The sequence below is a fragment of the Collinsella aerofaciens genome (assembly GCF_901212495.1).
Classification (GTDB): Bacteria; Actinomycetota; Coriobacteriia; order Coriobacteriales; family Coriobacteriaceae; genus Collinsella; species Collinsella aerofaciens_H.
On record NZ_CAAKNY010000011.1, the window covers coordinates 41,316 to 60,709 of the forward strand.

General features: G+C 62.1%; 18 protein-coding genes. 16 read left to right on the forward strand and 2 right to left on the reverse strand.

The window, feature by feature from the left end:
- The first annotated feature begins 52 nt into the window (after positions 1 to 52).
- Both SFLMC1_RS00720 and nhaA read left to right on the forward strand, forming a co-directional pair.
- Positions 53 to 976: a manganese-dependent inorganic pyrophosphatase gene (locus SFLMC1_RS00720; protein WP_152074979.1), complete on the forward strand. Its 924-nt coding sequence runs from the start codon at positions 53 to 55 to the stop codon at positions 974 to 976.
- Between the two features lie 267 nt (positions 977 to 1,243).
- Positions 1,244 to 2,602, forward strand: coding sequence for a Na+/H+ antiporter NhaA (gene nhaA, locus SFLMC1_RS00725; RefSeq protein WP_152074978.1), 1,359 nt, complete (start codon positions 1,244 to 1,246; stop codon positions 2,600 to 2,602).
- A 372-nt stretch (positions 2,603 to 2,974) separates the two neighbouring features.
- Here nhaA and SFLMC1_RS00730 read toward each other — a convergent pair whose 3' ends face one another.
- The gene (locus SFLMC1_RS00730) at positions 2,975 to 3,229 is read right to left on the reverse strand and encodes a hypothetical protein (protein ID WP_022093864.1); all 255 of its coding nucleotides are present in this window, start codon (positions 3,227 to 3,229) and stop codon (positions 2,975 to 2,977) included.
- A gap of 149 nt (positions 3,230 to 3,378) precedes the next feature.
- Between SFLMC1_RS00730 and SFLMC1_RS00735 the strand changes: the two genes are divergently transcribed.
- The 7 genes from SFLMC1_RS00735 (at position 3,379) to SFLMC1_RS00765 (ending at position 10,316) form a co-directional block, all read left to right on the forward strand.
- Positions 3,379 to 4,683 (forward strand): aminotransferase class I/II-fold pyridoxal phosphate-dependent enzyme, encoded by a 1,305-nt coding sequence (locus tag SFLMC1_RS00735; RefSeq protein WP_152074977.1) that lies wholly within the window; start codon positions 3,379 to 3,381, stop codon positions 4,681 to 4,683.
- Positions 4,684 to 4,734: 51 nt separating this feature from the next.
- Positions 4,735 to 5,049 carry an STAS domain-containing protein gene (locus tag SFLMC1_RS00740; protein WP_035137695.1) on the forward strand — a complete coding sequence of 105 codons (315 nt, stop codon included), beginning with the start codon at positions 4,735 to 4,737 and terminating at the stop codon, positions 5,047 to 5,049.
- 152 nt (positions 5,050 to 5,201) lie between these two features.
- A complete protein-coding gene (locus SFLMC1_RS00745; protein ID WP_187323789.1) occupies positions 5,202 to 5,774 on the forward strand; it encodes a twin-arginine translocase TatA/TatE family subunit in 573 nt (190 codons plus the stop codon).
- Positions 5,774 to 6,565: a twin-arginine translocase subunit TatC gene (gene tatC, locus SFLMC1_RS00750; protein ID WP_187323790.1), complete on the forward strand. Its 792-nt coding sequence runs from the start codon at positions 5,774 to 5,776 to the stop codon at positions 6,563 to 6,565. Before SFLMC1_RS00745 ends, tatC begins: the two co-directional genes overlap by 1 nt.
- 6 nt (positions 6,566 to 6,571) lie before the next feature.
- Positions 6,572 to 6,928, forward strand: coding sequence for a hydrogenase maturation nickel metallochaperone HypA (gene hypA, locus SFLMC1_RS00755; protein WP_117565013.1), 357 nt, complete (start codon positions 6,572 to 6,574; stop codon positions 6,926 to 6,928).
- A gap of 55 nt (positions 6,929 to 6,983) precedes the next feature.
- On the forward strand, positions 6,984 to 7,667 hold the full coding sequence (hypB, locus tag SFLMC1_RS00760; RefSeq protein ID WP_152074975.1) for a hydrogenase nickel incorporation protein HypB: 684 nt from the start codon (positions 6,984 to 6,986) through the stop codon (positions 7,665 to 7,667).
- Between the two features lie 54 nt (positions 7,668 to 7,721).
- Positions 7,722 to 10,316, forward strand: a complete 2,595-nt coding sequence (locus SFLMC1_RS00765) for a DNA topoisomerase I (RefSeq protein WP_152074974.1) — start codon at positions 7,722 to 7,724, stop codon at positions 10,314 to 10,316.
- 123 nt (positions 10,317 to 10,439) lie between these two features.
- On the opposite strand, the gene SFLMC1_RS00770 is transcribed toward SFLMC1_RS00765, so the two are convergent.
- Positions 10,440 to 11,465 (reverse strand): zinc ribbon domain-containing protein, encoded by a 1,026-nt coding sequence (locus SFLMC1_RS00770; protein ID WP_187323791.1) that lies wholly within the window; start codon positions 11,463 to 11,465, stop codon positions 10,440 to 10,442.
- 130 nt (positions 11,466 to 11,595) lie between these two features.
- On the opposite strand from SFLMC1_RS00770, the gene SFLMC1_RS00775 reads away from it, so the two are divergent.
- From SFLMC1_RS00775 to SFLMC1_RS00805, 7 genes are all read left to right on the forward strand, one after another.
- On the forward strand, positions 11,596 to 11,967 hold the full coding sequence (locus SFLMC1_RS00775) for a serine hydrolase (protein WP_152074972.1): 372 nt from the start codon (positions 11,596 to 11,598) through the stop codon (positions 11,965 to 11,967).
- A 251-nt stretch (positions 11,968 to 12,218) separates the two neighbouring features.
- Entirely contained in the window at positions 12,219 to 12,902 is a 684-nt protein-coding gene (tmk, locus tag SFLMC1_RS00780; protein ID WP_152074971.1) for a dTMP kinase, read from the forward strand.
- 1 nt (position 12,903) lies between these two features.
- Positions 12,904 to 14,031, forward strand: coding sequence for an ATP-binding protein (locus SFLMC1_RS00785; RefSeq protein WP_154063879.1), 1,128 nt, complete (start codon positions 12,904 to 12,906; stop codon positions 14,029 to 14,031).
- Positions 14,022 to 15,722 (forward strand): regulatory iron-sulfur-containing complex subunit RicT, encoded by a 1,701-nt coding sequence (gene ricT, locus SFLMC1_RS00790; RefSeq protein WP_152074969.1) that lies wholly within the window; start codon positions 14,022 to 14,024, stop codon positions 15,720 to 15,722. Before SFLMC1_RS00785 ends, ricT begins: the two co-directional genes overlap by 10 nt.
- Before the next feature lie 102 nt (positions 15,723 to 15,824).
- Positions 15,825 to 16,631, forward strand: a complete 807-nt coding sequence (locus SFLMC1_RS00795) for a ComF family protein (RefSeq protein WP_226814312.1) — start codon at positions 15,825 to 15,827, stop codon at positions 16,629 to 16,631.
- Positions 16,632 to 16,642: 11 nt separating this feature from the next.
- Complete coding sequence (locus tag SFLMC1_RS00800; RefSeq protein ID WP_152074968.1) at positions 16,643 to 17,719, forward strand: hypothetical protein; 1,077 nt, start codon at positions 16,643 to 16,645, stop codon at positions 17,717 to 17,719.
- Positions 17,720 to 18,310: 591 nt separating this feature from the next.
- Positions 18,311 to 19,321: a substrate-binding periplasmic protein gene (locus tag SFLMC1_RS00805; protein WP_226814317.1), complete on the forward strand. Its 1,011-nt coding sequence runs from the start codon at positions 18,311 to 18,313 to the stop codon at positions 19,319 to 19,321.
- Positions 19,322 to 19,394: the final 73 nt, after the last annotated feature.

Here is a 19,394-nt window from a genome sequence, read left to right on the forward strand (position 1 = left end):
CGGCGTGCTACCATAGCTACGTCCAAGTACACATATCAAGTGGAGGATATCCATGGCAAACGTTCTTGTCTTTGGTCACCAGAACCCCGATAACGACGCCATCATGAGTGCCGTTGTCCTGTCTCAGCTGCTCAACCAGGTTGAGTATGCCGGCAACACCTACGAGGTCTGCGCCCTTGGCCAGCTTCCGGCCGAGTCCGCCAAGCTGCTCGCCGACGCCGGCATCGCCGAGCCCCGCATGATCGATTCCGTCGAGGCCGGTCAGCTCGTCGTCCTCACCGACCACAACGAGTCCGCCCAGTCCGTCGCCGGCCTTAAGGACGCCACGGTCTTTGGTGTCGTCGACCATCACCGCATCGGCGACTTCGAGACCGCCGGCCCGCTGCACTACATCTGCCTGCCCTGGGGCTCCAGCTGCACCATCGTCACCAAGATCGCCGGCGTGCTCGGCGTTGAGCTTTCCGACGTTCAGGCCAAGCTGCTGCTCTCGGCCATGATGACCGATACGCTCATGCTCAAGAGCCCCACCACCACCGATGTCGACCGCGCCGTCGCCGCCAAGCTCGGCGAGCAGGTGGGCGTCGACCCGGTCAAGTTTGGCATGGAGGTCTTCCTCACCCGTCCGTCCGGCTCCTTCACCGCAGCCGAGATGGTCGGCAACGACATCAAGATGTTCGAGCCCGCCGGCAAGAAGCTGCTCATCGGTCAGTACGAGACCGTCGACAAGAGCCGTGCGCTCGGCATGATCGACGAGATTCGCGAGGCCATGCGCGCCTACGCCGCCGAGAAGGGTGCTGACGGCATTGTCCTGTGCATCACCGACATCATGGAGGAGGGCTCGCAGGTCCTGCTCGAGGGCGAGACCGAGGCTGCTCAGAAGGGCCTGGGCATTGCCGACGAGCACGACGGCGTCTGGATGCCGGGCGTCCTCTCCCGTAAGAAGCAGGTCGCTGCCCCCATCATGGCCGCCTGCTAGGTTCTTTTGACCAAACGCCACGACCGGACCGCGGACGCCCCGCGCTCCGGTCGTTTTTTGTGCACGGCGCCGCGTCGTCTCTTGGACAGGCGTGCCCGTGCCGTTGGGCAAATAATGTTCAACCTGTGGTTCCGCTTTTCGGCCACGCCTGCGTGCTTGTCGTGCAGGGTAGGCTAGATGCAAGCGTAATACGTTAGAGCGCGGCTCCGCCACTTGGGCGGGCCGTGCTTTTTTAAGACGGGAACCCTCCCGTGAAAGGAGCCGCCCATGGCAGCACCCGAGCAGCTGTTCAACGTCCGTGAGCGCAAGCGTTTTGAGCGTCACGACATTTGGGAGCGCATTGCCGAGAACGGCACGATTTCCGCCGCCGTCATGGTCTGCGCCGCCATCGCCGCCGTCATCTGCGCCAACACCGATGCCTACGAGGCCATCCATCACTTTTTAGAGACCCCGCTGTATGTGGGTCTGGGCAACCTTACGGCTGGCCTTACCGTCGAGCTTTTCGTCAACGACTTTCTCATGGCGATCTTCTTTTTGTTGGTGGGCATTGAGCTCAAGTACGAGATGACGGTCGGCGAGCTCAAGAATCCGCGTCAGGCCATGCTTCCCATGCTGGCGGCCGTTGGCGGCGTCGTCGTTCCCGCCTGCATCTACCTGATCTTTAACCATGCCGGCGCCCGCAACGGTTGGGCCATTCCCATGGCAACCGATATTGCCTTTGCGCTGGGTGTGCTGTCGCTTTTGGGCAATCGCGTGCCCAACGGCGTGCGCGTGTTCTTCTCGACGCTCGCTATCGCCGACGATCTCATCTCCATCGCCGCCATCGCCATCTTCTACGGTCAGAGCCCCAATCCGTTTTGGTTGGGCGCCGCCGCGCTTGTGACCTGCGCACTCGTGTGGCTCAACAAGACGCAGCATTACCGCCTTGCCCCGTATTCGGTACTGGGTCTACTGTTGTGGTTCTGCATGTTCAAGAGCGGCGTGCATGCCACGCTTGCTGGCGTCATCTTGGCCTTTACCATCCCGGCCAAGTGCGGCGTCAAGCTCGATAACCTCACCGATTGGTTGGGCGAGTGCCTGCCGCTGCTCGATGACCGCTACGACGATGAGGCACACATCCTGGGCCAGCATGACTTTACCGTCTCGACCACCAAGGTCGAGCGCGTCATGCACCGCGTGACCCCGCCGCTCATCCGCATGGAGCGTCTGATCTCCACGCCGGTCAACTTTGTGATTCTGCCGATCTTTGCGTTCGTGAACGCACAGGTTCGTCTAGTGGGCGTGGACATGAGCACGCTGCTCTCCGACCCGGTGACGCTCGGCGTGTACTTTGGCATGCTGCTGGGCAAGCCGATCGGTATCTTTGGCATGACGTTTGCCCTGGTTAAGCTTAGGGCCTGCGAGCTGCCGCACAATGTCAACTGGCACATGATTGCCGGTGTGGGTATTTTGGGCGGCATCGGCTTTACCATGTCGATTCTCATCAGCGGCCTTGCCTTCCCGACGGCTCAGTTTGAGGTTCTGGCTGCCAAGGCCGCCATCCTTGCCGGTTCGGTCACCGCTGCCGTGCTCGGCATGATCTACATGAGCGTGGTCTGCAAACACCCCGCGCCCAAGGGCGAGTAAAAACTCGAAAAAAGACACCAGAACCGGTTTGGATGCGTTCGAAACTCGGATCCGGGTGCTACTGGCCCCCTGCCAGATACCCCGTGGTCAAAAAACGCCGTTTGTGAGTACTGTTACAAACGGCGTTTCATTTTAGGTGTGGAAAATAATGAACAAAGTTATAAGAACTGTACGTTAATGAGTGACCATCGACTTCCAATTTGGCGCTAGCTGACGTTGATTAGGGAATTTCAAGTCCAGTTTTGCCGATTACGGCCAAGAATCGCTGCTACTAAAAAGGTAACAGTACTCATATTTGCCCTTTTTTGGCCGCAAGCCCTAAAACAAGCCTCGCCAGGGTCGGGAAACGGGCCAAATCGTCGGCCTTGAGGCTTATTCCACGGTGCCGTAGACGGCGCCCCAGCCGTGGGCGGCCAAGGCGGAGTTGAGCTGGTCGCAAAGTGACTGGCGGTCATAATAGCCGGGCGGTAGCAGGTTGACGATTTCCATGAGATCGGGTGCCAGGTCCAAGATTTCGGCCTGTACGATCAGATCCAGGCGATCGATGGCGTGGCGGTCGTAAAACAGCCCGTCGACCAGGCGTTGCAGGTCACCGAATTCCTCGGCCTGGAACGATCCGTACTCCATAGTGCCTCCTTGGGCGCCCCACGCCGGCATGCGCGGCGATTCGTAATTCATTGCGATGGACTTAATCTATCACGGCTTCATAACGTTTCGACGGTGGCGGTCTATACTTAGAAGAACTGCAATGTACCGCTTCGCGAAAGGTCGCACCCATGCAGACGATCTACCAGAAGATGGAGACCACCGAACTCGATGCCGCCATCGAGACGCTCAAAGCCGAGGTCGCCGAGGTCAAGGCCAAGGGCCTGGCGCTCGATATGGCCCGCGGCAAGCCGTCACCCTCCCAGGTGGACATCTCGCGCCCCATGCTCGATATCCTCAACGCCGACGCCGATCTGCACGACGGCAGCGTCGACTGCTCCAACTATGGCTGCTTCGAGGGCATTCCCTCGGCACGCAAGTTGGCAGGGGAGTTCCTGGGCTGCCCCGCCGAGCAGACGCTCGTGCTGGGTTCGTCGAGCCTTTTGATCGAGCATGACATCGCCGGCATGTTCTGGCGTTGCGGTTCGTGCGGCAGCGAGCCCTGGGACGCCTACGAGGCCGCACACGACGGCAAGAAGGTCAAGTTCCTGTGCCCCGTTCCCGGCTACGATCGCCACTTTGGCATCACCGCCGACTTGGGCATCGAGAACGTCCCCGTCGCGATGACCGACAACGGTCCCGACATGGACGAGATCGAGCGCCTCGTTGCCGCCGACGATTCCATCAAGGGTATCTGGTGCGTGCCCAAGTACTCCAATCCCACGGGCGTCACCTTTAGCGAGGACACTGTGCGCCGCCTGGTCGAGATGCCCACGGCCGCGCCCGATTTCCGCATCTTTTGGGACAACGCCTACTGCGTGCACGACCTGTACGACGAGTCAGACGAGCTCGCAAACATCTTGGACCTCGCTCGGGCGGCGGGCACCGAGGATCGCGTGGTGGCCTTTGCCTCGACGTCCAAGATCACCTTCCCGGGCGCCGGCATCGGCTTTATCGGTGCGAGCCCCGCGGTCATCGCCGAGTTCTCCAAGCGCCTGAAGGCCGGCCTCATCAGCGCCGACAAGCTCAACCAGCTGCGTCACGTGCGCTTCCTTCCCACCATCGAGGCGGTCAAGGAGCACATGAAAAAGCATGCCGAGTTCCTGCGCCCGCGCTTTGAGGCCGTCGAGCGCAAGCTCACCGAGGGCTTGGGCGACACGGGCTGTGCCACCTGGACGCATCCCCGCGGCGGCTACTTTGTGAGCTTCGATGGTCCCGAGGGCTCGGCCAAAAAGGTCGCCGCGCTTTGCGCCGACCTGGGCGTCAAGCTCACGCCGGCCGGCGCTACCTGGCCCTATGGCAAGGACCCGCGCGACACCAACATCCGCATCGCGCCGAGCTATCCCACGGTCGAGGACCTGGAGGCCGCGCTCGATGTGCTGGTGCTGGCCGTTAAGCTGGTCGCTGCCGAGCTTGCGCGTGCCGAGCGCGCCTAACGCGCGGCTTCCCGTACTATCCGCACTTTCGATACGTAAAGGAGCGTATACATGGATTTGGGTATTTCCACCAACCCCACGCCAGAGCTCTACACCATTAAGGTAACCGGCGAGATCGATATCTCTAACGCCGATAGCCTGCGCAATGCCATCGACCTGGCGCTCGAGCAGCCTACTGAGGCCGTTGAGCTCGATTTTGCCCAGGTGAGCTACATCGATTCGACGGGCATTGGCGTGCTCGTGGGCGCCGCGCACCACGCGGTCGACCACGGCAAGCGCTTTAGCTGCACCAATGTGCAGCCCCCGGTGATGCGCGTGGTTCAGCTGTTGGGTGTCGACCAGGAGATTTCGATCACCGCTGCATAATCCCTGCCCCAAAAGGGCGTGCCGTTTGGCATATGTTTGTGATGCGCTCGGACGTTTTGGCGTCCGGGCGCTATACTTAACCGAATGAATAGACGAGTTCCGGCCGAATGGCGCGGTGCGGGCTCGACTCACATCGAGCCTTGGAGGTATGTGTGTTTGGTATTGGAGAGGGTGAGCTCGCGATCATCGTGGTCTTCGGCTTTTTGCTGTTTGGCCCGGATAAGCTCCCGCAGATGGGCCGCACGATCGGCCGTGCCATCCGTCAGTTCCGCGAGACGCAGGAAAAGATGACGGCCGTTGTTCAGTCCGAGATTATCGATCCGGTGAGCGAGGCCGCGTCGGCCCCGGTCAAGCCCAAGAAGGCTGCTGCGACCGACGACGATTCCGATGCGGACGAGGATGCCGCCGAGACGGCAGCGCCCGCCAAGAAGGAGACCTTTGCCGAGCGTCGCGCCCGTCTTGCTGCCGAGAAGGCCGCAAGCGAGGGTGCTGCTGAGGGCGAGAATGTTTCCGAGGAGCCTGCGACCGAGGGCGCCGAGCCCGCCGCTGCTGCCGAGTCCACTTCCGCTGCAGAGTCGGAGCCCGAGCCGGCAGAGCCCACAACGGCCGATCTCTATGCCCGTCGTCCCCGCAAGCGCAAGGCCGTCGTCGACCAGCTCGCCCGCGAGCTCGAAGCCGAGGACGACACCGCTGCCGCCGACGCCCCGAAGGGAGGCGATGAGTAATGCCTATCGGACCTGCGCGAATGCCGCTCTTCGATCATCTGGGAGAGCTCCGTCGCCGCTTGACCATCGTGGTCGTGTCGGTATTTGCCGCAGCCATCGTGCTGTATTTCGCCACGCCCGTGGTGCTCGACATCCTGAAAGACCCCATCCGCTCCTTTGTGCCGGACGGTAAGTTCTACATCACCACCACGCTCGGCGGTTTTGGCCTGCGCTTCTCGCTGGCCATCAAGATGGCCGTGGTCATGTGCACGCCCATGATCATCTGGCAGATCCTGGCATTTTTCCTGCCGGCGCTGCGCCCCAACGAGCGCAAGTGGGTCGTGCCCACGGTGCTCGCCTCGACGGTGCTGTTCTTCCTGGGCGCCATCTTTTGCTACCTCATCATTATCCCGGCAGGCTTTGAGTGGCTCATCGGCGAAACCTCGGCTGTCGCCACGTCGCTGCCCGATCTGGAGGACTACGTCAACATGGAGCTGCTCTTTATGATCGGCTTTGGTGTGGCGTTTGAGCTGCCACTCATCATCTTCTACCTGTCCGTTTTCCACATCGTGTCCTACGCGGCCTTCCGCAGCGCCTGGCGCTACGTGTACGTTGGCCTGCTCGTGGGTTCGGCTGTGATCACGCCCGACGGCTCGCCCGTTACGCTGGGTCTCATGTATGGCGCCCTGCTCTCGCTCTACGAGATCTCGCTCGCTATCGCCCGCGTGGTCATTACCGCGCGCGAGGGCAAGGAGGGCTTGTTTGTGAGCCATCTGGACCTGTTCTCGGACGACGAGGACGACGAGGAGTAAATCGGTATGCACGAGGTTGGCATTGTCAACGGCATACTCGATACGGTGATTCGCGCGGCGCGTGGGGCGGGGGCCTCGCGCGCCGTTTTGGTAACGCTGCGTATTGGGGATATGACCGAGGTCGTGCGCGAGGCGCTCGACTTTGCGTGGGAAACGTTTCGCGACGAGGACCCGCTCACGCGCGGCTGCGAGCTTGCCGTGGAGGAGGTCCATCCACAAAGCGAGTGCCTGGACTGCGGAGAGGTCTTTGAGCACGACCGTTTCCATTGCCGCTGCCCCCAATGTGGCGGCGCCAACGTGCGCCTGCTGCACGGCCGCGAGCTCGACATCGCCAGTATCGAAATCGAAACCCCCGACGATTAGCCCACCAGCCACCTGGGAACGGGGTATAACTGTTAGAAGTTAAGGAGTGCCGAATATGGCCGAGAAAACGATTGATATCGCATCGCCGATTCTGTCGCGCAACGAGCGCCTGGCAGATCAGCTGCGTCAGAGATTTAATGAGACAAACACCTATGTGGTCAATGTGCTGTCGAGCCCCGGTTCGGGTAAGACCACTACGATTCTGGGCACCAACGAGCGCCTGCGCGACAAGGCCGGCCTGCGTTGCGCCGTCATCGAGGGCGATATCGCCTCGGACGTCGACGCGATCACCATGAAGGAAGCCGGCATGCCCGCCATCCAGATCAACACGGGCGGCCTGTGCCACCTCGAGGGCAACATGATCATGGAGGCCGTCGACGCCTTCGACCAGGCGGTGGGCCTTCAGAATATCGACGTCATCTTTATCGAAAACGTGGGTAACCTGGTCTGCCCAGTCGACTTTGACCTGGGCGAGAACCTGTCCATCATGATCCTCTCGGTGCCCGAGGGCGACGATAAACCCATCAAGTACCCGGGCATCTTCCAGCACGCCGGCGCGCAGCTGCTCAACAAGGTCGATGTGGCCCCGGCTTTCGATTTTGACATGGATAGGTATACTAAGACACTCGATGACCTCAATCCGCAGGCGCCGCGGTTTGCCGTGAGCGCGCGCAAGGGCGAGGGCATGGATGCCTGGTGCGATTGGCTCATCGGGCAGATTGAGCAAGCAAGGGCGTAAGTCGGCCGCCATGAGCGCGGGCGTAGCCGCAGAGATACGAGATAGGAGCCTCTTTTGAAGCTCATCATCGCCGAGAAAAACGACGCCGCGCGTCAAATCGCCGAGCGGCTGTCCACGGGTAAGCCCAAAAAGGACAAGGTGTACAACACCGCCATCTACCGTTTTGAGTGGAAGGGCGAGGAGTGCGTGACCATCGGCCTTGCCGGTCACATCCTGGCGCCCGATTTTTGCGACAGCGTGCTGTTCGATAAAAAGCTGGGCTGGTATTCGGTGACCGAGGACGGTGAGATGTTGCCGGCCGATATGCCCGATGGCCTGGCCCGCCCGCCGTACGACACCAAGCGCAAGCCGTTCCTTGCCGATGGTATCTCCATCAAGGGCTGGAAGCTCGAGAGCCTGCCTTACCTCACCTGGGCGCCCGTCATTAAGTTGCCGGCCGAGAAGGAGCTCATTCGTTCGCTCAAGAACCTTGCTAAAAAGTCCGACAGCGTTATCATCGCCACGGACTTCGACCGCGAGGGCGAGCTGATCGGCTCGGACGCTCTCAACAAGGTGCGCGAGGTTGCGCCGGACTTGCCGGTTGCCCGCGCCCAATACTCTTCGTTTACCAAGGCCGAGATCACGCAGGCCTTCGATAATCTCGTCTCGCTCGACCAGAATCTGGCCGACGCCGGCGAGAGCCGTCAGCACATCGACCTCATTTGGGGCGCGGTGCTCACGCGTTACCTGACGCTCGCCAAGTTTGGCGGCTTTGGTAACGTGCGCTCCGCCGGCCGCGTGCAGACGCCGACGCTCGCCCTGGTGGTCGAGCGCGAGCGCGAGCGCATGGCGTTTGTGCCCGAGGACTATTGGCAGATTCGCGGCATGGGTGCCGCGCAGGGCGCTGCCGAGGACGATCGCTTTAAGATCGCGCACAAGACAGCGCGCTTTACCGACAAAGATGCTGCCGAGACGGCGTATGGTCACGTCGACGGCGCCAAGACGGCGACCGTTGCCGCGGTGACCAAGCGCTCGCGTAAGCAGCAGCCGCCCACGCCGTTTGCGACGACCTCGCTGCAGGCTGCCGCCGCGGCCGAGGGCATCTCGCCTGCGCGTACGATGCGCATCGCCGAGTCCCTCTACATGGCCGGTCTCATCAGCTACCCGCGTGTCGACAATACCGTGTACCCCGCGACGCTCGATCTGGGCGCCGTGGTGAGCGACCTGGCAAAGATCAACCCGGCGCTGGCGCCCGTGTGCAAAAAGGTACTCGCCGGTCCCATGAAGCCCACGCGCGGCAAGGTCGAGACTACCGACCACCCGCCTATCTATCCCACGGGCGAGGGCGATCCGTCCACGCTCGACGGCGGCCAGCGCAAGCTCTACGACCTCATTGCCCGTCGCTTCCTGGCGACGCTTATGGGTCCTGCGACCATCGAGAACACCAAGCTCGAGCTCGATGTGAACGGCGAGCCGTTCGTGGCTTCGGGCGATGTGCTCGTGACCCCGGGTTTCCGCGAGGCGTACCCGTACGGCCTTAAGCGCGACGAGCAGATGCCGCCGCTGGAGCAGGACGACACGGTCGACGTGTTCGACATGAAGCTCGAGGCCAAGCAGACCGAGCCGCCCGCGCGCTACAGCCAGGGCAAGCTCGTGCAGGAGATGGAGAAGCGCGGCTTGGGTACCAAGTCCACGCGCGCGAGCATCATCGAGCGCCTGTATGCCGTGCGCTATCTCAAGAACGATCCCGTGGAGCCGAGCCAGCTGGGCATCGCCATCATCGACGCGCTGACGCAGTTTGCCCCGCGTATCACGAGCCCCGATATGACCAGCGAGCTCGACGGCGACATGACCCGCGTGGAGCGCGGCGAGGACACCGAAGAGCATGTCGTGACGCACTCGCGCGCGCTGCTGGCCGGCGTGCTCGACGAGCTGCTCAAACACACGCAGGAGCTCGGCGACGCCATCAGCGACGCCGTCACGGCCGATGCGCGCGTGGGCGCCTGCCCCAAGTGCGGCAAGGACCTGGTCATGAAGACGAGTGCCAAGACCCGCGGCAGCTTTATCGGCTGCATGGGCTGGCCCGACTGCGACGTGACCTATCCGGTGCCGAGCGGCGTCAAGGTGAGCCCGCTTGAGGGCGAGGCCGCTGTGTGTCCCGAGTGCGGTGCGCCGCGCATTAAGTGCCAGTCGTTCCGCCAGAAGGCTTTCGAGATCTGCGTGAACCCGACGTGCCCCACCAACTACGAGCCCGATCTTAAGGTGGGCGAGTGCAAGGTGTGTGCCGAGGCAGGACGCCATGGCGATCTGATTGCGCACAAGAGCGAGAAGAGCGGCAAGCGCTTTATCCGCTGCACCAACTACGATGACTGCGGCGTGAGCTATCCGCTGCCGGCGCGTGGCAAGCTCGAGGCGACGGGCGAGACCTGTCCCGAGTGCGGCGCCCCCATCGTGGTGGTCAACACGGCGCGCGGCCCGTGGCGCATCTGCGTCAACATGGACTGCCCGACCAAGGAGAAGAAGCCCGCCCGCGGCCGCAAGACCGCGACCAAGGCTAGCACGGCGAAGAAGACCACGGCGGCAAAGAAGACGACGGCTAAGAAAGCCACTGCCGCCAAGAAGACGACCGCGAAGAAGTCGACTGCCAAAAAGACCGCTGCCGACAAGTAGCCGCACGGTCGAAACATCACCTAAAACAAAAACGAGCGAGGACCTCAAGATCCTCGCTCGTTTTTTTGGGTAGTCATTGGGGACGTTCTTTAATGACTAGTCGTTTAAGAACGTCCCCAATGACTAGTTCACTTCGACGGGCTTTGCGCCGGGGTAGCGGTCCTCAAAGTCCAGACGGTATTTGTTGTCGTTGGTGCCTGCAACGTTGTCGCGCGCCAGCGGCGCCACGATCTCATCCTTGTGGTTGGCGGGGCTGGAGTACTCAAGGCTGATCTCCCAAGCGTCGCAAATGACGTCAATGCGATTCTCCAGGTCGTCGTAGAGCGCGATGATGTCTTTCCACGAGCTGTAGTTCTGCGAGTCGACGGGAACATCCAGGTCCTCGACCTCGTCCTTGAGGGCGCCGATCTGATCCTCGAGCGCCTCGGCGGTGTCGCTGGCCGACTGACGCGAACTGCGGTCATCCTTAAGGTAATACGTGTTGAATGTGGTGGCGCAGTCGCGGATCTGCTGGTCAAGATTGGAGAGCCTGCTGTAGTAGGAGCTCAGCTGGTCGTAGATGTTCTGCTCGCCGCCAGCCTCGTCATCATCGTCAAGCTTGTTGGGGTCACCCTTAACGGAGGCATCATCGTCATCGTGGTCGATTTTGACCTTTTCGATCGTCGTGCCCTTGGTATCATCGGCGCCCTTGTCGAAAGGCTTGATCATAAAGAACATGACGAGCGCGATAATCACGACAACGAGTACGGCGATAATGCCGATGAGCAGCGCATTGTTGTTCTTGGGGGCAGCGGGGGTGCCGGCCTGTGGAGTGGCGGTCGGTATGGGCTGCTGGGGCGCGGAGCCGGCTGGCGTCGCCCATTGCTGCGTCGCACTAACTTCCGGCTGGGGAGCGGGTGCGGGCTGATGAGCGGACCGCATGGTCACGTCCGCCTGCTGGGGCTGAGTCGCCGTGGGCTGCTGCGCAGACTGAACCGTGGTCGCGGCGGTGTCGAAGGCGGCATCGGACGCGGCGGCATGTTCGGCTGCCTGCGCACCCTCTTGCGGCTGAGAGGCCTGGCCATCATCGGTTACCGGCGTTCCGCAGTTGGTGCAGAAGCGCTCGCCGTCTTTCAGAAGCTTGCCGCAATGGGTGCAAAACCGGGGCATGATGGTTCCTTCCATTCGATGTGTTGGCTAGATTATAAGGTGGTTCAGGTGCGGTTGGACCGCGCCGACCCAACTGGTTATATGAGGATAGTCATGCCGCGCAAGCCCTGTCGCATGCGTCACAAAGACCGTGCTCGCTCGTTTGATGATGGACACCGATGCCCAGGCACAAGGTCGCGAGAACTATACGAGCGCCCGTGATGCTGCGGCCGTGTTGCAGCGCCTGGCGGCGGGGACAGTCGCGACGCCCGCGCTGTGCGAGCGGGCGCGCGGATATCTGCTGGCTCAGGAAGACGCGCGCGGTATTGTCGAAGGCGTTCCCGGCGGCGTTTTGGTCGCGCACAAAACGGGCAGCCTGGCGCATGCTCAGCACGATGTCGCAATCGTCTACGCCGAGCGTCCTTACGTGCTGGCAATCCTCACCCAAGACCTCGAGCGCGAACAGGCCCTAGCCCTCGAGCGCGACATTTCCTTCGCCATCAACGCTCGCGCCCACTCCTAACTTGCGGTGAAATAGGGATTGTACTTGCTGTTAGAAGGCGTATTCAGTCCCTATTTCACCGCAACTTAGAGGGTCGGCAGCTGGGGACGTTCCTTTTCTGCCGGCACTTTAGGAACGTCCCTAACTGCCACCTAGTCATTTAAGAACGTCCCCAATGACTAGGCCCGATTTGGGGTGCGCCGGACGCTGGGGTATCATGGCTTGGTTGCTATAACTTGCATTTTCGCGCCTTGTAGGAAGGGGCTGCGCCCATGGCTTTTGAGCCCGCTCAACATAGCTTTATCACGCTCGAGGGCGTCGACGGTGCCGGCAAGTCCACGCAGGCGCGCCTGCTGGCCCGCGCGCTCGACCTCGCTGGCTATCAGGTCGTAACTCTGCGCGAGCCGGGCGGCACCGCCATCGGCGAAAAGATTCGCACTCTGCTGCTCGACCCCGCCAATACGGCGATGGGCGATACCTGCGAGCTGCTGCTCTACGAGGCCGCGCGTGCCCAGCTGGTGCACGAGGTCATAGCTCCCGCCCTCGCTGCCGGCAAGGTGGTCCTGTGCGACCGCTTCTACGATTCCACGACCTGCTATCAGGCGTTTGCCGATGGTCTCGACCGTCAGATGGTACGCGATGCCAACAACCTGGCTGTCGCCGGTACGCATCCGGCGCTCACGCTCGTCTATCACATCACGCCCGAGCAGGCGGCGCTGCGCATGGCGGCCCGCGGTGCGGCCGATCGCATGGAGGCCAAGGGCATGGCCTTCCAGGAGCTCGTCTATCAGGGATTTTGTGCCATTGCTGCCGAGGAGCCAGACCGCGTAAAGCTCATCGACGCCACCGTGCCCATCGAGGAGGTTTTCGGGAAGACGGTCGAGCAGGTTCGCGCGTATGGTCTCGGCATTCCGCAAGACGCTGTCGTCGCCGCGCTTGCCAAGGAGGCCGAGTAACATGGCCCCCGCTCAGGCAAGCCTGCTGGCCAAGCTCGACACCCAACAGCGCGTGCGCGATTTTTTGACCAACGCCGTCTCCAGCGGCCGCGCATCGCACGCCTACCTGTTTTTGGGCGCGCCCGGCGCCGGTAAGCTCGATGCCGCATGGGCGCTTGCCCAGGCATTTCTGTGCGAGCAGGACGGCTGCGGCTCGTGCGACAGCTGCGTGCGCGGCGCGCGCCATACGCACCCCGACGTGCACTATTACACCCCCGAAAGCGCTACGGGCTACCTCATCGCGCAGACTCGCGAGCTGCTCGATGACGTGCCCCTGGCGCCCATCCGCGCCAAGGCAAAGGTCTACATCATCGACCGTGCCGAGCAGCTGCGCGCCAACACCGCCAACGCGCTGCTCAAAACGCTCGAGGAACCGCCCGAGGGCGTCATGTTCATCCTGTTGGGCACCTCGGCCGACGTGATGCTGCCCACCATCGTGAGCCGCTGCCAGTGCGTACCGTTTCGGCTGGTGTCGCCCACTGTGGCCGCTCAGGCCGTGAGTCGCGCCACCGGTCAGGATCCCGCGCGCTGCCGCATGGCCGTCGCTGTGGCGGGCAGCCCTACGCGCGGTATCGAGTTCCTCAAGAGCGCCGAGCGCCAGGACGCCCGTCGCCAGATGGTCCGTGCCATCGACTCGCTCATCGCCGCCGACGAGGCCGATGTGCTCAGTCGCGCCAAGTCGCTCATCGTCGCCGTCAAGGCGCCGCTCGCCGAGGTCAAATCAACGCAGGAAAAGGTGCTCGAGCAAAATGCCGACTACCTGTCGCGTGGAGCATTGAAGCAGCTTGAGGACCGCAACAAGCGCGAACTCAACGCGCGCGAGCGTTCGGGTATCATGGAAGCGCTGGCGAGCGCGCGGACGCTCATGCGCGACGTGCTGCTGACACTTCAGGACGAGGCGGCAGACGTGGTGAACGAGGACGTGCGCGACACGATCGGGCGGCTTGCCGCGGCGACGAATGTTGCGGGTGCCACCCAGGCGCTCGAGGCGGTTGCCACCGCTGAGCGCAACATCGCCAGAAACGTTACTCCCCAGCTGGCCATCGAGGTCATGCTGTTCGATATCAGGAAGGCACTGAAATGCCGTTAGTCGTACCCGTTAAGTTTACCTACGCCTCGCGCGACCTGTGGTTCGACCCACAGGATTTGGATATCCTCGAGGCCGATTATGCCATTTGTTCTACCGAGCGCGGAACCGAGATCGGCCTGGTCACGGCCGATCCCTTCGAGGTGCCGCTCGACGAGATCGGTCAGCCGCTCAAGCCCGTGTTGCGCGTAGCGAGCGACATCGACCTGCAACTTGCCGACGACCTGGCTATCCAGGGTGACGAGGCCATGGTCGATTTCCGCCGCCTGGTCAAGGAGCTCGACCTCGAGATGAAGCCGGTCGGCGTCGAGTACCTGTTTGGCGGCGAGAAGGCCGTGTTCTACTTTGCTGCCGAGGAGCGCGTCGATTTCCGTCAGCTCGTCAAGGACCTGTCCTCGACGCTGCACATTCGCGTCGACATGCGCCAGATCGGCGTGCGTGACGAGACCCGCCTGGTGGGCGGCTATGCCCAGTGCGGCCAGGAGCTCTGCTGCACGCGCTTTGGCGGACAGTTTGAGCCGGTTTCGATCCGTATGGCAAAAGAGCAGGACTTGCCGCTCAACTCGTCCAAGATTAGCGGCGTATGCGGCCGCCTGATGTGCTGCCTGCGCTACGAGTTTGAGGCGTACAAGGACTTTAAGAGCCGCGCGCCCAAAAAGAAGACGCTTATCGATACGCCGCTTGGAAAGGCGCGCATCCAGGAATATGACACGCCGCGTGAACAGCTGGTGTTGCGCCTGGAGAACGGCAAAGTCTTTAAGGTCAACCTGGCCGACATGACCTGCTCTGAGGGCTGCAAAAAGAAGGCCGCCGAGCAGGGCTGCAACTGCCGCCCCGACTGCGTGACGCGCGATGTGCTCGAGCGTATCGAGTCGCCCGAGATGCGCCTGGCGCTTATGGAGCTCGACCGCGAGAACGGCGTCGACGTGGGCGATGGCCTGTCGAGCGCCGACCGTCTGGCGGGGACGACGATGCCCAAGCGCCGCCGTCGCGATGCAGACGCCGATACCCGTGCCGGTCAGAGCCAGGGCGAGAGTCGCGGCCGCGGCAAGGGTCGCGGAAAGGCCGAGGCACCCGAGGCTGAGGAGGCTTCCGGTGGACGTCGCCGCCGCAATCGCTCGGGTTCGGGCAATGCCGGCGAGGCCGCTCCCGCAGGCAAGAATTCCCCCCGCGAGCGCGAAGCTCAGCAGCCTCAGCAGCAAAACCGCGGCGGTGGCATGAACCCCACGCGCCGTCGCCGCCGCCATTTGTCGAGCGAGGAGCGTGAGGACGCCTTCCGCGCCGCAGCCGCTCGCGAAGCCGGTGCCGCCCCCAAGGGTGGTTTGGGTTCCGATACGCCTGCCGACAAGGGTGGCAAGCAGCGCAACGATGACGAGCGCGCCCCGCGTCCGCGTCGTCGCCATTCCTCGGGCACGCAGCAAAAGCCCTCGGTGCCCTCCGTGGCCGATCAGGTCTCGGATGGCGAGGTCAAGGTCACACGTCGTCGTCCCGGAGATGGCGGAGGGGCGGCGGCCAAGGCCGCGCACGGCGCTGCTCGCGACGAACGCGAGTCGCGCGAAGATCGCGGTGGCGAGGGTTCGGCTGACCAGGGCCAGAAGCGCCGTCGCCGTCGTCGTTCCCGCAAGCCGCGTCAAGACGGTGGCGAGGGCTCGAACCAAAACTCGTCCACACCGCAACCGCCCACCGGCGAATAGCGCCCGCAAACGGATTTAACCTGCCTGACCCCAAACGCGTCGGGGTACTATAGCGCTGAATCAACAACCCTCCCTGCGACCGAGCGTAGGGAGGGTTGTGTCGTGAAGAGACATTTGAATGTGTTGGGACGCCTGCAAGGTGCCGGCATCCTACCGTTTGCGGATGAATTGCTACCGTTTGCCGAGCGGGCGGCGCACGAGGCGCTTGAGGTGTTGTCGCCCACGCGATGCGCCGGCTGCGAGCGCGCCGGTGCTCTTATTTGCCAAGACTGCCTGGCCGCGCTCGCGCTCATCGACCCGCGGCATAGCTGCACTCGATGCGGCGCCCCGTTTGGAGACTTGCTGTGCACCGAGTGCTCGGTCGAGGGTACGTCCTCGGCGATGGCCGAAGCGCTCGACCGGTGCCTGGCATGTGCCGTTTACACGCATCCGTTGCCGCGGATTATTAAAGCGTACAAAGACGCGGGCGAGCGACGCCTGGCGCCGTATCTGGCAGAGCTGCTATACGACACCGCCTTACATGCTCAGGTCGCGGCACCCGAACGCTTGGGCGGTGTGTTGTCCGGCGCCGATGCAGTGGTGTTTGTGCCCGCGACGGCGGCGGCGTTTCGGCGACGCGGCTTCGATCATATGGAAGCCATCGCGCGCCCATTTTGCGAGCTGTCGGGTGTTCCGCTGCTCGACGCCCTCGTTAAGTACGGTCATGGCGACCAGCGTGAACTCGGTCGTGAAGAACGCCGTGAACGCGCCCGAGGCATGTACGAGACCGTTGAGGACGTGCGGGGCCGCCGCCTGCTGCTTATCGACGACGTCATCACCACGGGCGCGACGATGGCAGCGGCTTCGGCGGAACTCAAGCGCGCCGGTGCCGCGGCCGTTGATGGCCTCGCTATCGCACGCGTTTGGTAGGGGTGATTCATGTGGCGGTAACAATCAGGCGGTGCAACAAACCGACAAAAGAACAGCTAGCGGCTTCCGTGATTCTGGCGGGTGCCTCGGCGTTGCGTATGATTCGAGCCGAGCGCCGGCAGATGGGCTACATCGGCTGGAAGGACCTTGAGCCTGAGGAGGAGCGCCGCGTGCTGTGTGCGTCGTCGCCCTCGACCGAGGACATCTATCTTCCCGACTTGGTGCGAATTGGAGCCAAAAGCGGCGAGGTACAAGAAGATCTGTGCTTGCTGGTGGGATCTGCGGTGCAGCGCCGCCGCATACCTGGCGTGGGCTGGTCCGTGTGTTCCGGGTTGCCTGCCGGCTCGATTCTAGAGGTGGAACCGGGGGTGTACAGCCTGTCTCCCGAGGCCCTTTGTGTTGCCGTCGCCCGCGAGGTCGGCTGTATCCAGGCGTTTGCCCTGGCCCAGGAACTGTGTTCCAAGATTTCACTGAGCGATCGCGGGAAGTATCTGCCTCCCTACACCTCGCCTGTTGCGAATAGACTTGCAAAGGACAAGGACCAACCGGCAGACGTGGGCTACTTTGAAGTCGAGCCGGTGTTGACGCCCGATCGCCTGGCAGATTACCTTGCGGCATGCAAGGGGAATGTGGCCAAACAGCTGCTGCGCCTGTGTCCCTACCTGTCAGAAAACCTGCTCTCGCCCATGGAGTGTATCATGCTCGCTCTGTTTTCGCTTCCGTTTTCCTATGGCGGATTTGCCTGCGGTCCCTTTAAGACCGACTACAAGATCGAGTTCGATGACCGCGCGCAGGCAATCTCGGGGATGCCGCATGCAGTTTGCGATGCGTATCAGGAAGCAGCCCGGTTTGACCTGGAATACAACGGTGAGCTGGGCCATTCCTCCCGGAGGGGACGTATCCATGATGAAAAACGCAACACGGGCTTGATTACTATGGGAATCGAGGTCGCGACGGTCAACAACGAAATGCTCTGCGATATGGAAGCGATGGAAGCGCTCGCATGGCGCATCCACCAGCGCATGGGTAAGCGATATCGCAACCGTGTTGACGCTCGCAGAAAGAAACAAGAGGCGCTACCCAAATGAGGAATATCCTGGCATCAATCTGACGTTATAGAGCGTGAAAACTGCTTGCAGAGCCAAAAATTCCTGCCACTAATTTGGTAACAGTACTCATATTTACAACTTTTTGGCCACTGCACCCTAAGAAGGGTGCAGTGGAGCTCCCCGTAGGGGAGCTCCGGGCTTCATGGGGGCACGAATGGTCCGCTCCGACCTGCAAAATCTGTGCTCACGGTGCGAATGGCGTCCCTAACCTTAAACTTTAGCTTGAACTTAGCTATAATGCGCTACGTTCCTGCCAGGCTGTGGTTGCGGACGGACGTAATGTCCATCCTAGTCCAAGACAGACGCGGTCAAAGGGATCCACGTAAGCGACCGCGTGCGCGCGGCGCGATCATGGCGCGTCCTAGATGTAAGCCGCACCGTCCGTTCTACTTTCTTTGGGGCAATACCGCCTCGCGGGCGAGCGGGCCAGTCGTGAAGGTGGCTACGGCCTCCCGAGCAAACACCCCGGTGCGCAAGTGTGGGGTCAAATACCAGGTCAGCTGGTGGGAACAACCCGTTATTCCGCGCAACGCACGGATTGTATACGACACAGAAGGCAGGGTAGTGGACATGGTGAGGGGCAGCTTGATGCACGCGGCTCGGTTGGGTGCTGGGACCGCGGCGGTCATTGCCGTATTGGGCTTGAGCGGATGCGCGTTCAATCCACTGTCCACGTTCACGACACCCACGATTAACCAGATCGAGCGCGAGACCGTCACGCCGGCGGTGTCGGACGATGCCCTGGTCACTCCCGGTACCCTGACGGTTGCCCTCGATACCTCCGATGCTCCGCAGGCCATGCAGGGTTCCGATGGTAACCTCACGGGCTACGCGGTCGACGCTGCCCGCGCCCTTGCAAGCCGTATGGGCCTTAAGGTTGCCTTCGTCGATGCGTCATCTGCCAATTCCGCGCTTGGCGACAAAAAAGCTGACATCTTCATTGGTGACATCAATTCCACGGATGGTGATATCAGCACGCTTGGTACCTGCCTGTACGACGCTGCGGCGGTGTTCGGAAAGACGAGCGACGGCGAGTCACTGAGCGTTTCCACCGAAAAGCTTAACACCGCTACCCTGGGCGTTCAGGCTTCCTCGGCATCGCGGGAAGCGCTCGCCAAACAGAGCGTCACGGCCAACCAAAAGACCTTCTCCAACATTAATGAGTGCTTTGAAGCGCTCGAGTCCGGCGAGGTCGACTATGTGATCTGCGATTCCACGGCCGGCGGTTACCTCGCACGTCTGATGAGCCAGATCTCCTACGTTGGCGCTCTCGAGACGCCCTCGACGCTCGGCGTTGCAGGCCCTGCCGCCAACGATGAACTGTGCCGTGCCGTGGGCGATGCCCTCGACGGTATTACGGCCGACGGCACGCTCGATGCTGTCCACTCTGTCTGGTATGGCACGATGCCCTATGACCTTACCACTAAGACGGTTTCGGGCGCTGATGTGCAGTCGACCGACACCGGATCCAGCGAGTCCGCATCCTCCGATTCGAGCAGCGAGGGTGCAACTTCCGAGAATAAATCGTCCAGCCAGGAGGGCACTATCACCGACGATGACATTAACAAGCTTAATAGCTAGTTATTGCTAGGGGCGGTGTCTCCTATACGCTGGGAGAGATACCTCTTCACGGTTTCAACACGCATGGCCGGGC

Excerpts from the sequence above, each read along its gene's own strand:
- SFLMC1_RS00735 (WP_152074977.1), top strand. The coding sequence starts at position 3,379 with ATGCAGACGATCTACCAGAAGATGGAGACCACCGAACTCGATGCCGCC.
- hypA (WP_117565013.1), top strand. The coding sequence starts at position 6,572 with ATGCACGAGGTTGGCATTGTCAACGGCATACTCGATACGGTGATTCGC.
- SFLMC1_RS00785 (WP_154063879.1), top strand. The coding sequence starts at position 12,904 with ATGGCCCCCGCTCAGGCAAGCCTGCTGGCCAAGCTCGACACCCAACAG.
- tatC (WP_187323790.1), top strand. The coding sequence starts at position 5,774 with ATGCCTATCGGACCTGCGCGAATGCCGCTCTTCGATCATCTGGGAGAG.
- SFLMC1_RS00770 (WP_187323791.1), bottom strand. The coding sequence starts at position 11,465 with ATGCCCCGGTTTTGCACCCATTGCGGCAAGCTTCTGAAAGACGGCGAG.
- SFLMC1_RS00720 (WP_152074979.1), top strand. The coding sequence starts at position 53 with ATGGCAAACGTTCTTGTCTTTGGTCACCAGAACCCCGATAACGACGCC.
- nhaA (WP_152074978.1), top strand. The coding sequence starts at position 1,244 with ATGGCAGCACCCGAGCAGCTGTTCAACGTCCGTGAGCGCAAGCGTTTT.
- SFLMC1_RS00740 (WP_035137695.1), top strand. The coding sequence starts at position 4,735 with ATGGATTTGGGTATTTCCACCAACCCCACGCCAGAGCTCTACACCATT.
- SFLMC1_RS00805 (WP_226814317.1), top strand. The coding sequence starts at position 18,311 with ATGGTGAGGGGCAGCTTGATGCACGCGGCTCGGTTGGGTGCTGGGACC.
- tmk (WP_152074971.1), top strand. The coding sequence starts at position 12,219 with ATGGCTTTTGAGCCCGCTCAACATAGCTTTATCACGCTCGAGGGCGTC.
- SFLMC1_RS00730 (WP_022093864.1), bottom strand. The coding sequence starts at position 3,229 with ATGGAGTACGGATCGTTCCAGGCCGAGGAATTCGGTGACCTGCAACGC.
- hypB (WP_152074975.1), top strand. The coding sequence starts at position 6,984 with ATGGCCGAGAAAACGATTGATATCGCATCGCCGATTCTGTCGCGCAAC.
- ricT (WP_152074969.1), top strand. The coding sequence starts at position 14,022 with ATGCCGTTAGTCGTACCCGTTAAGTTTACCTACGCCTCGCGCGACCTG.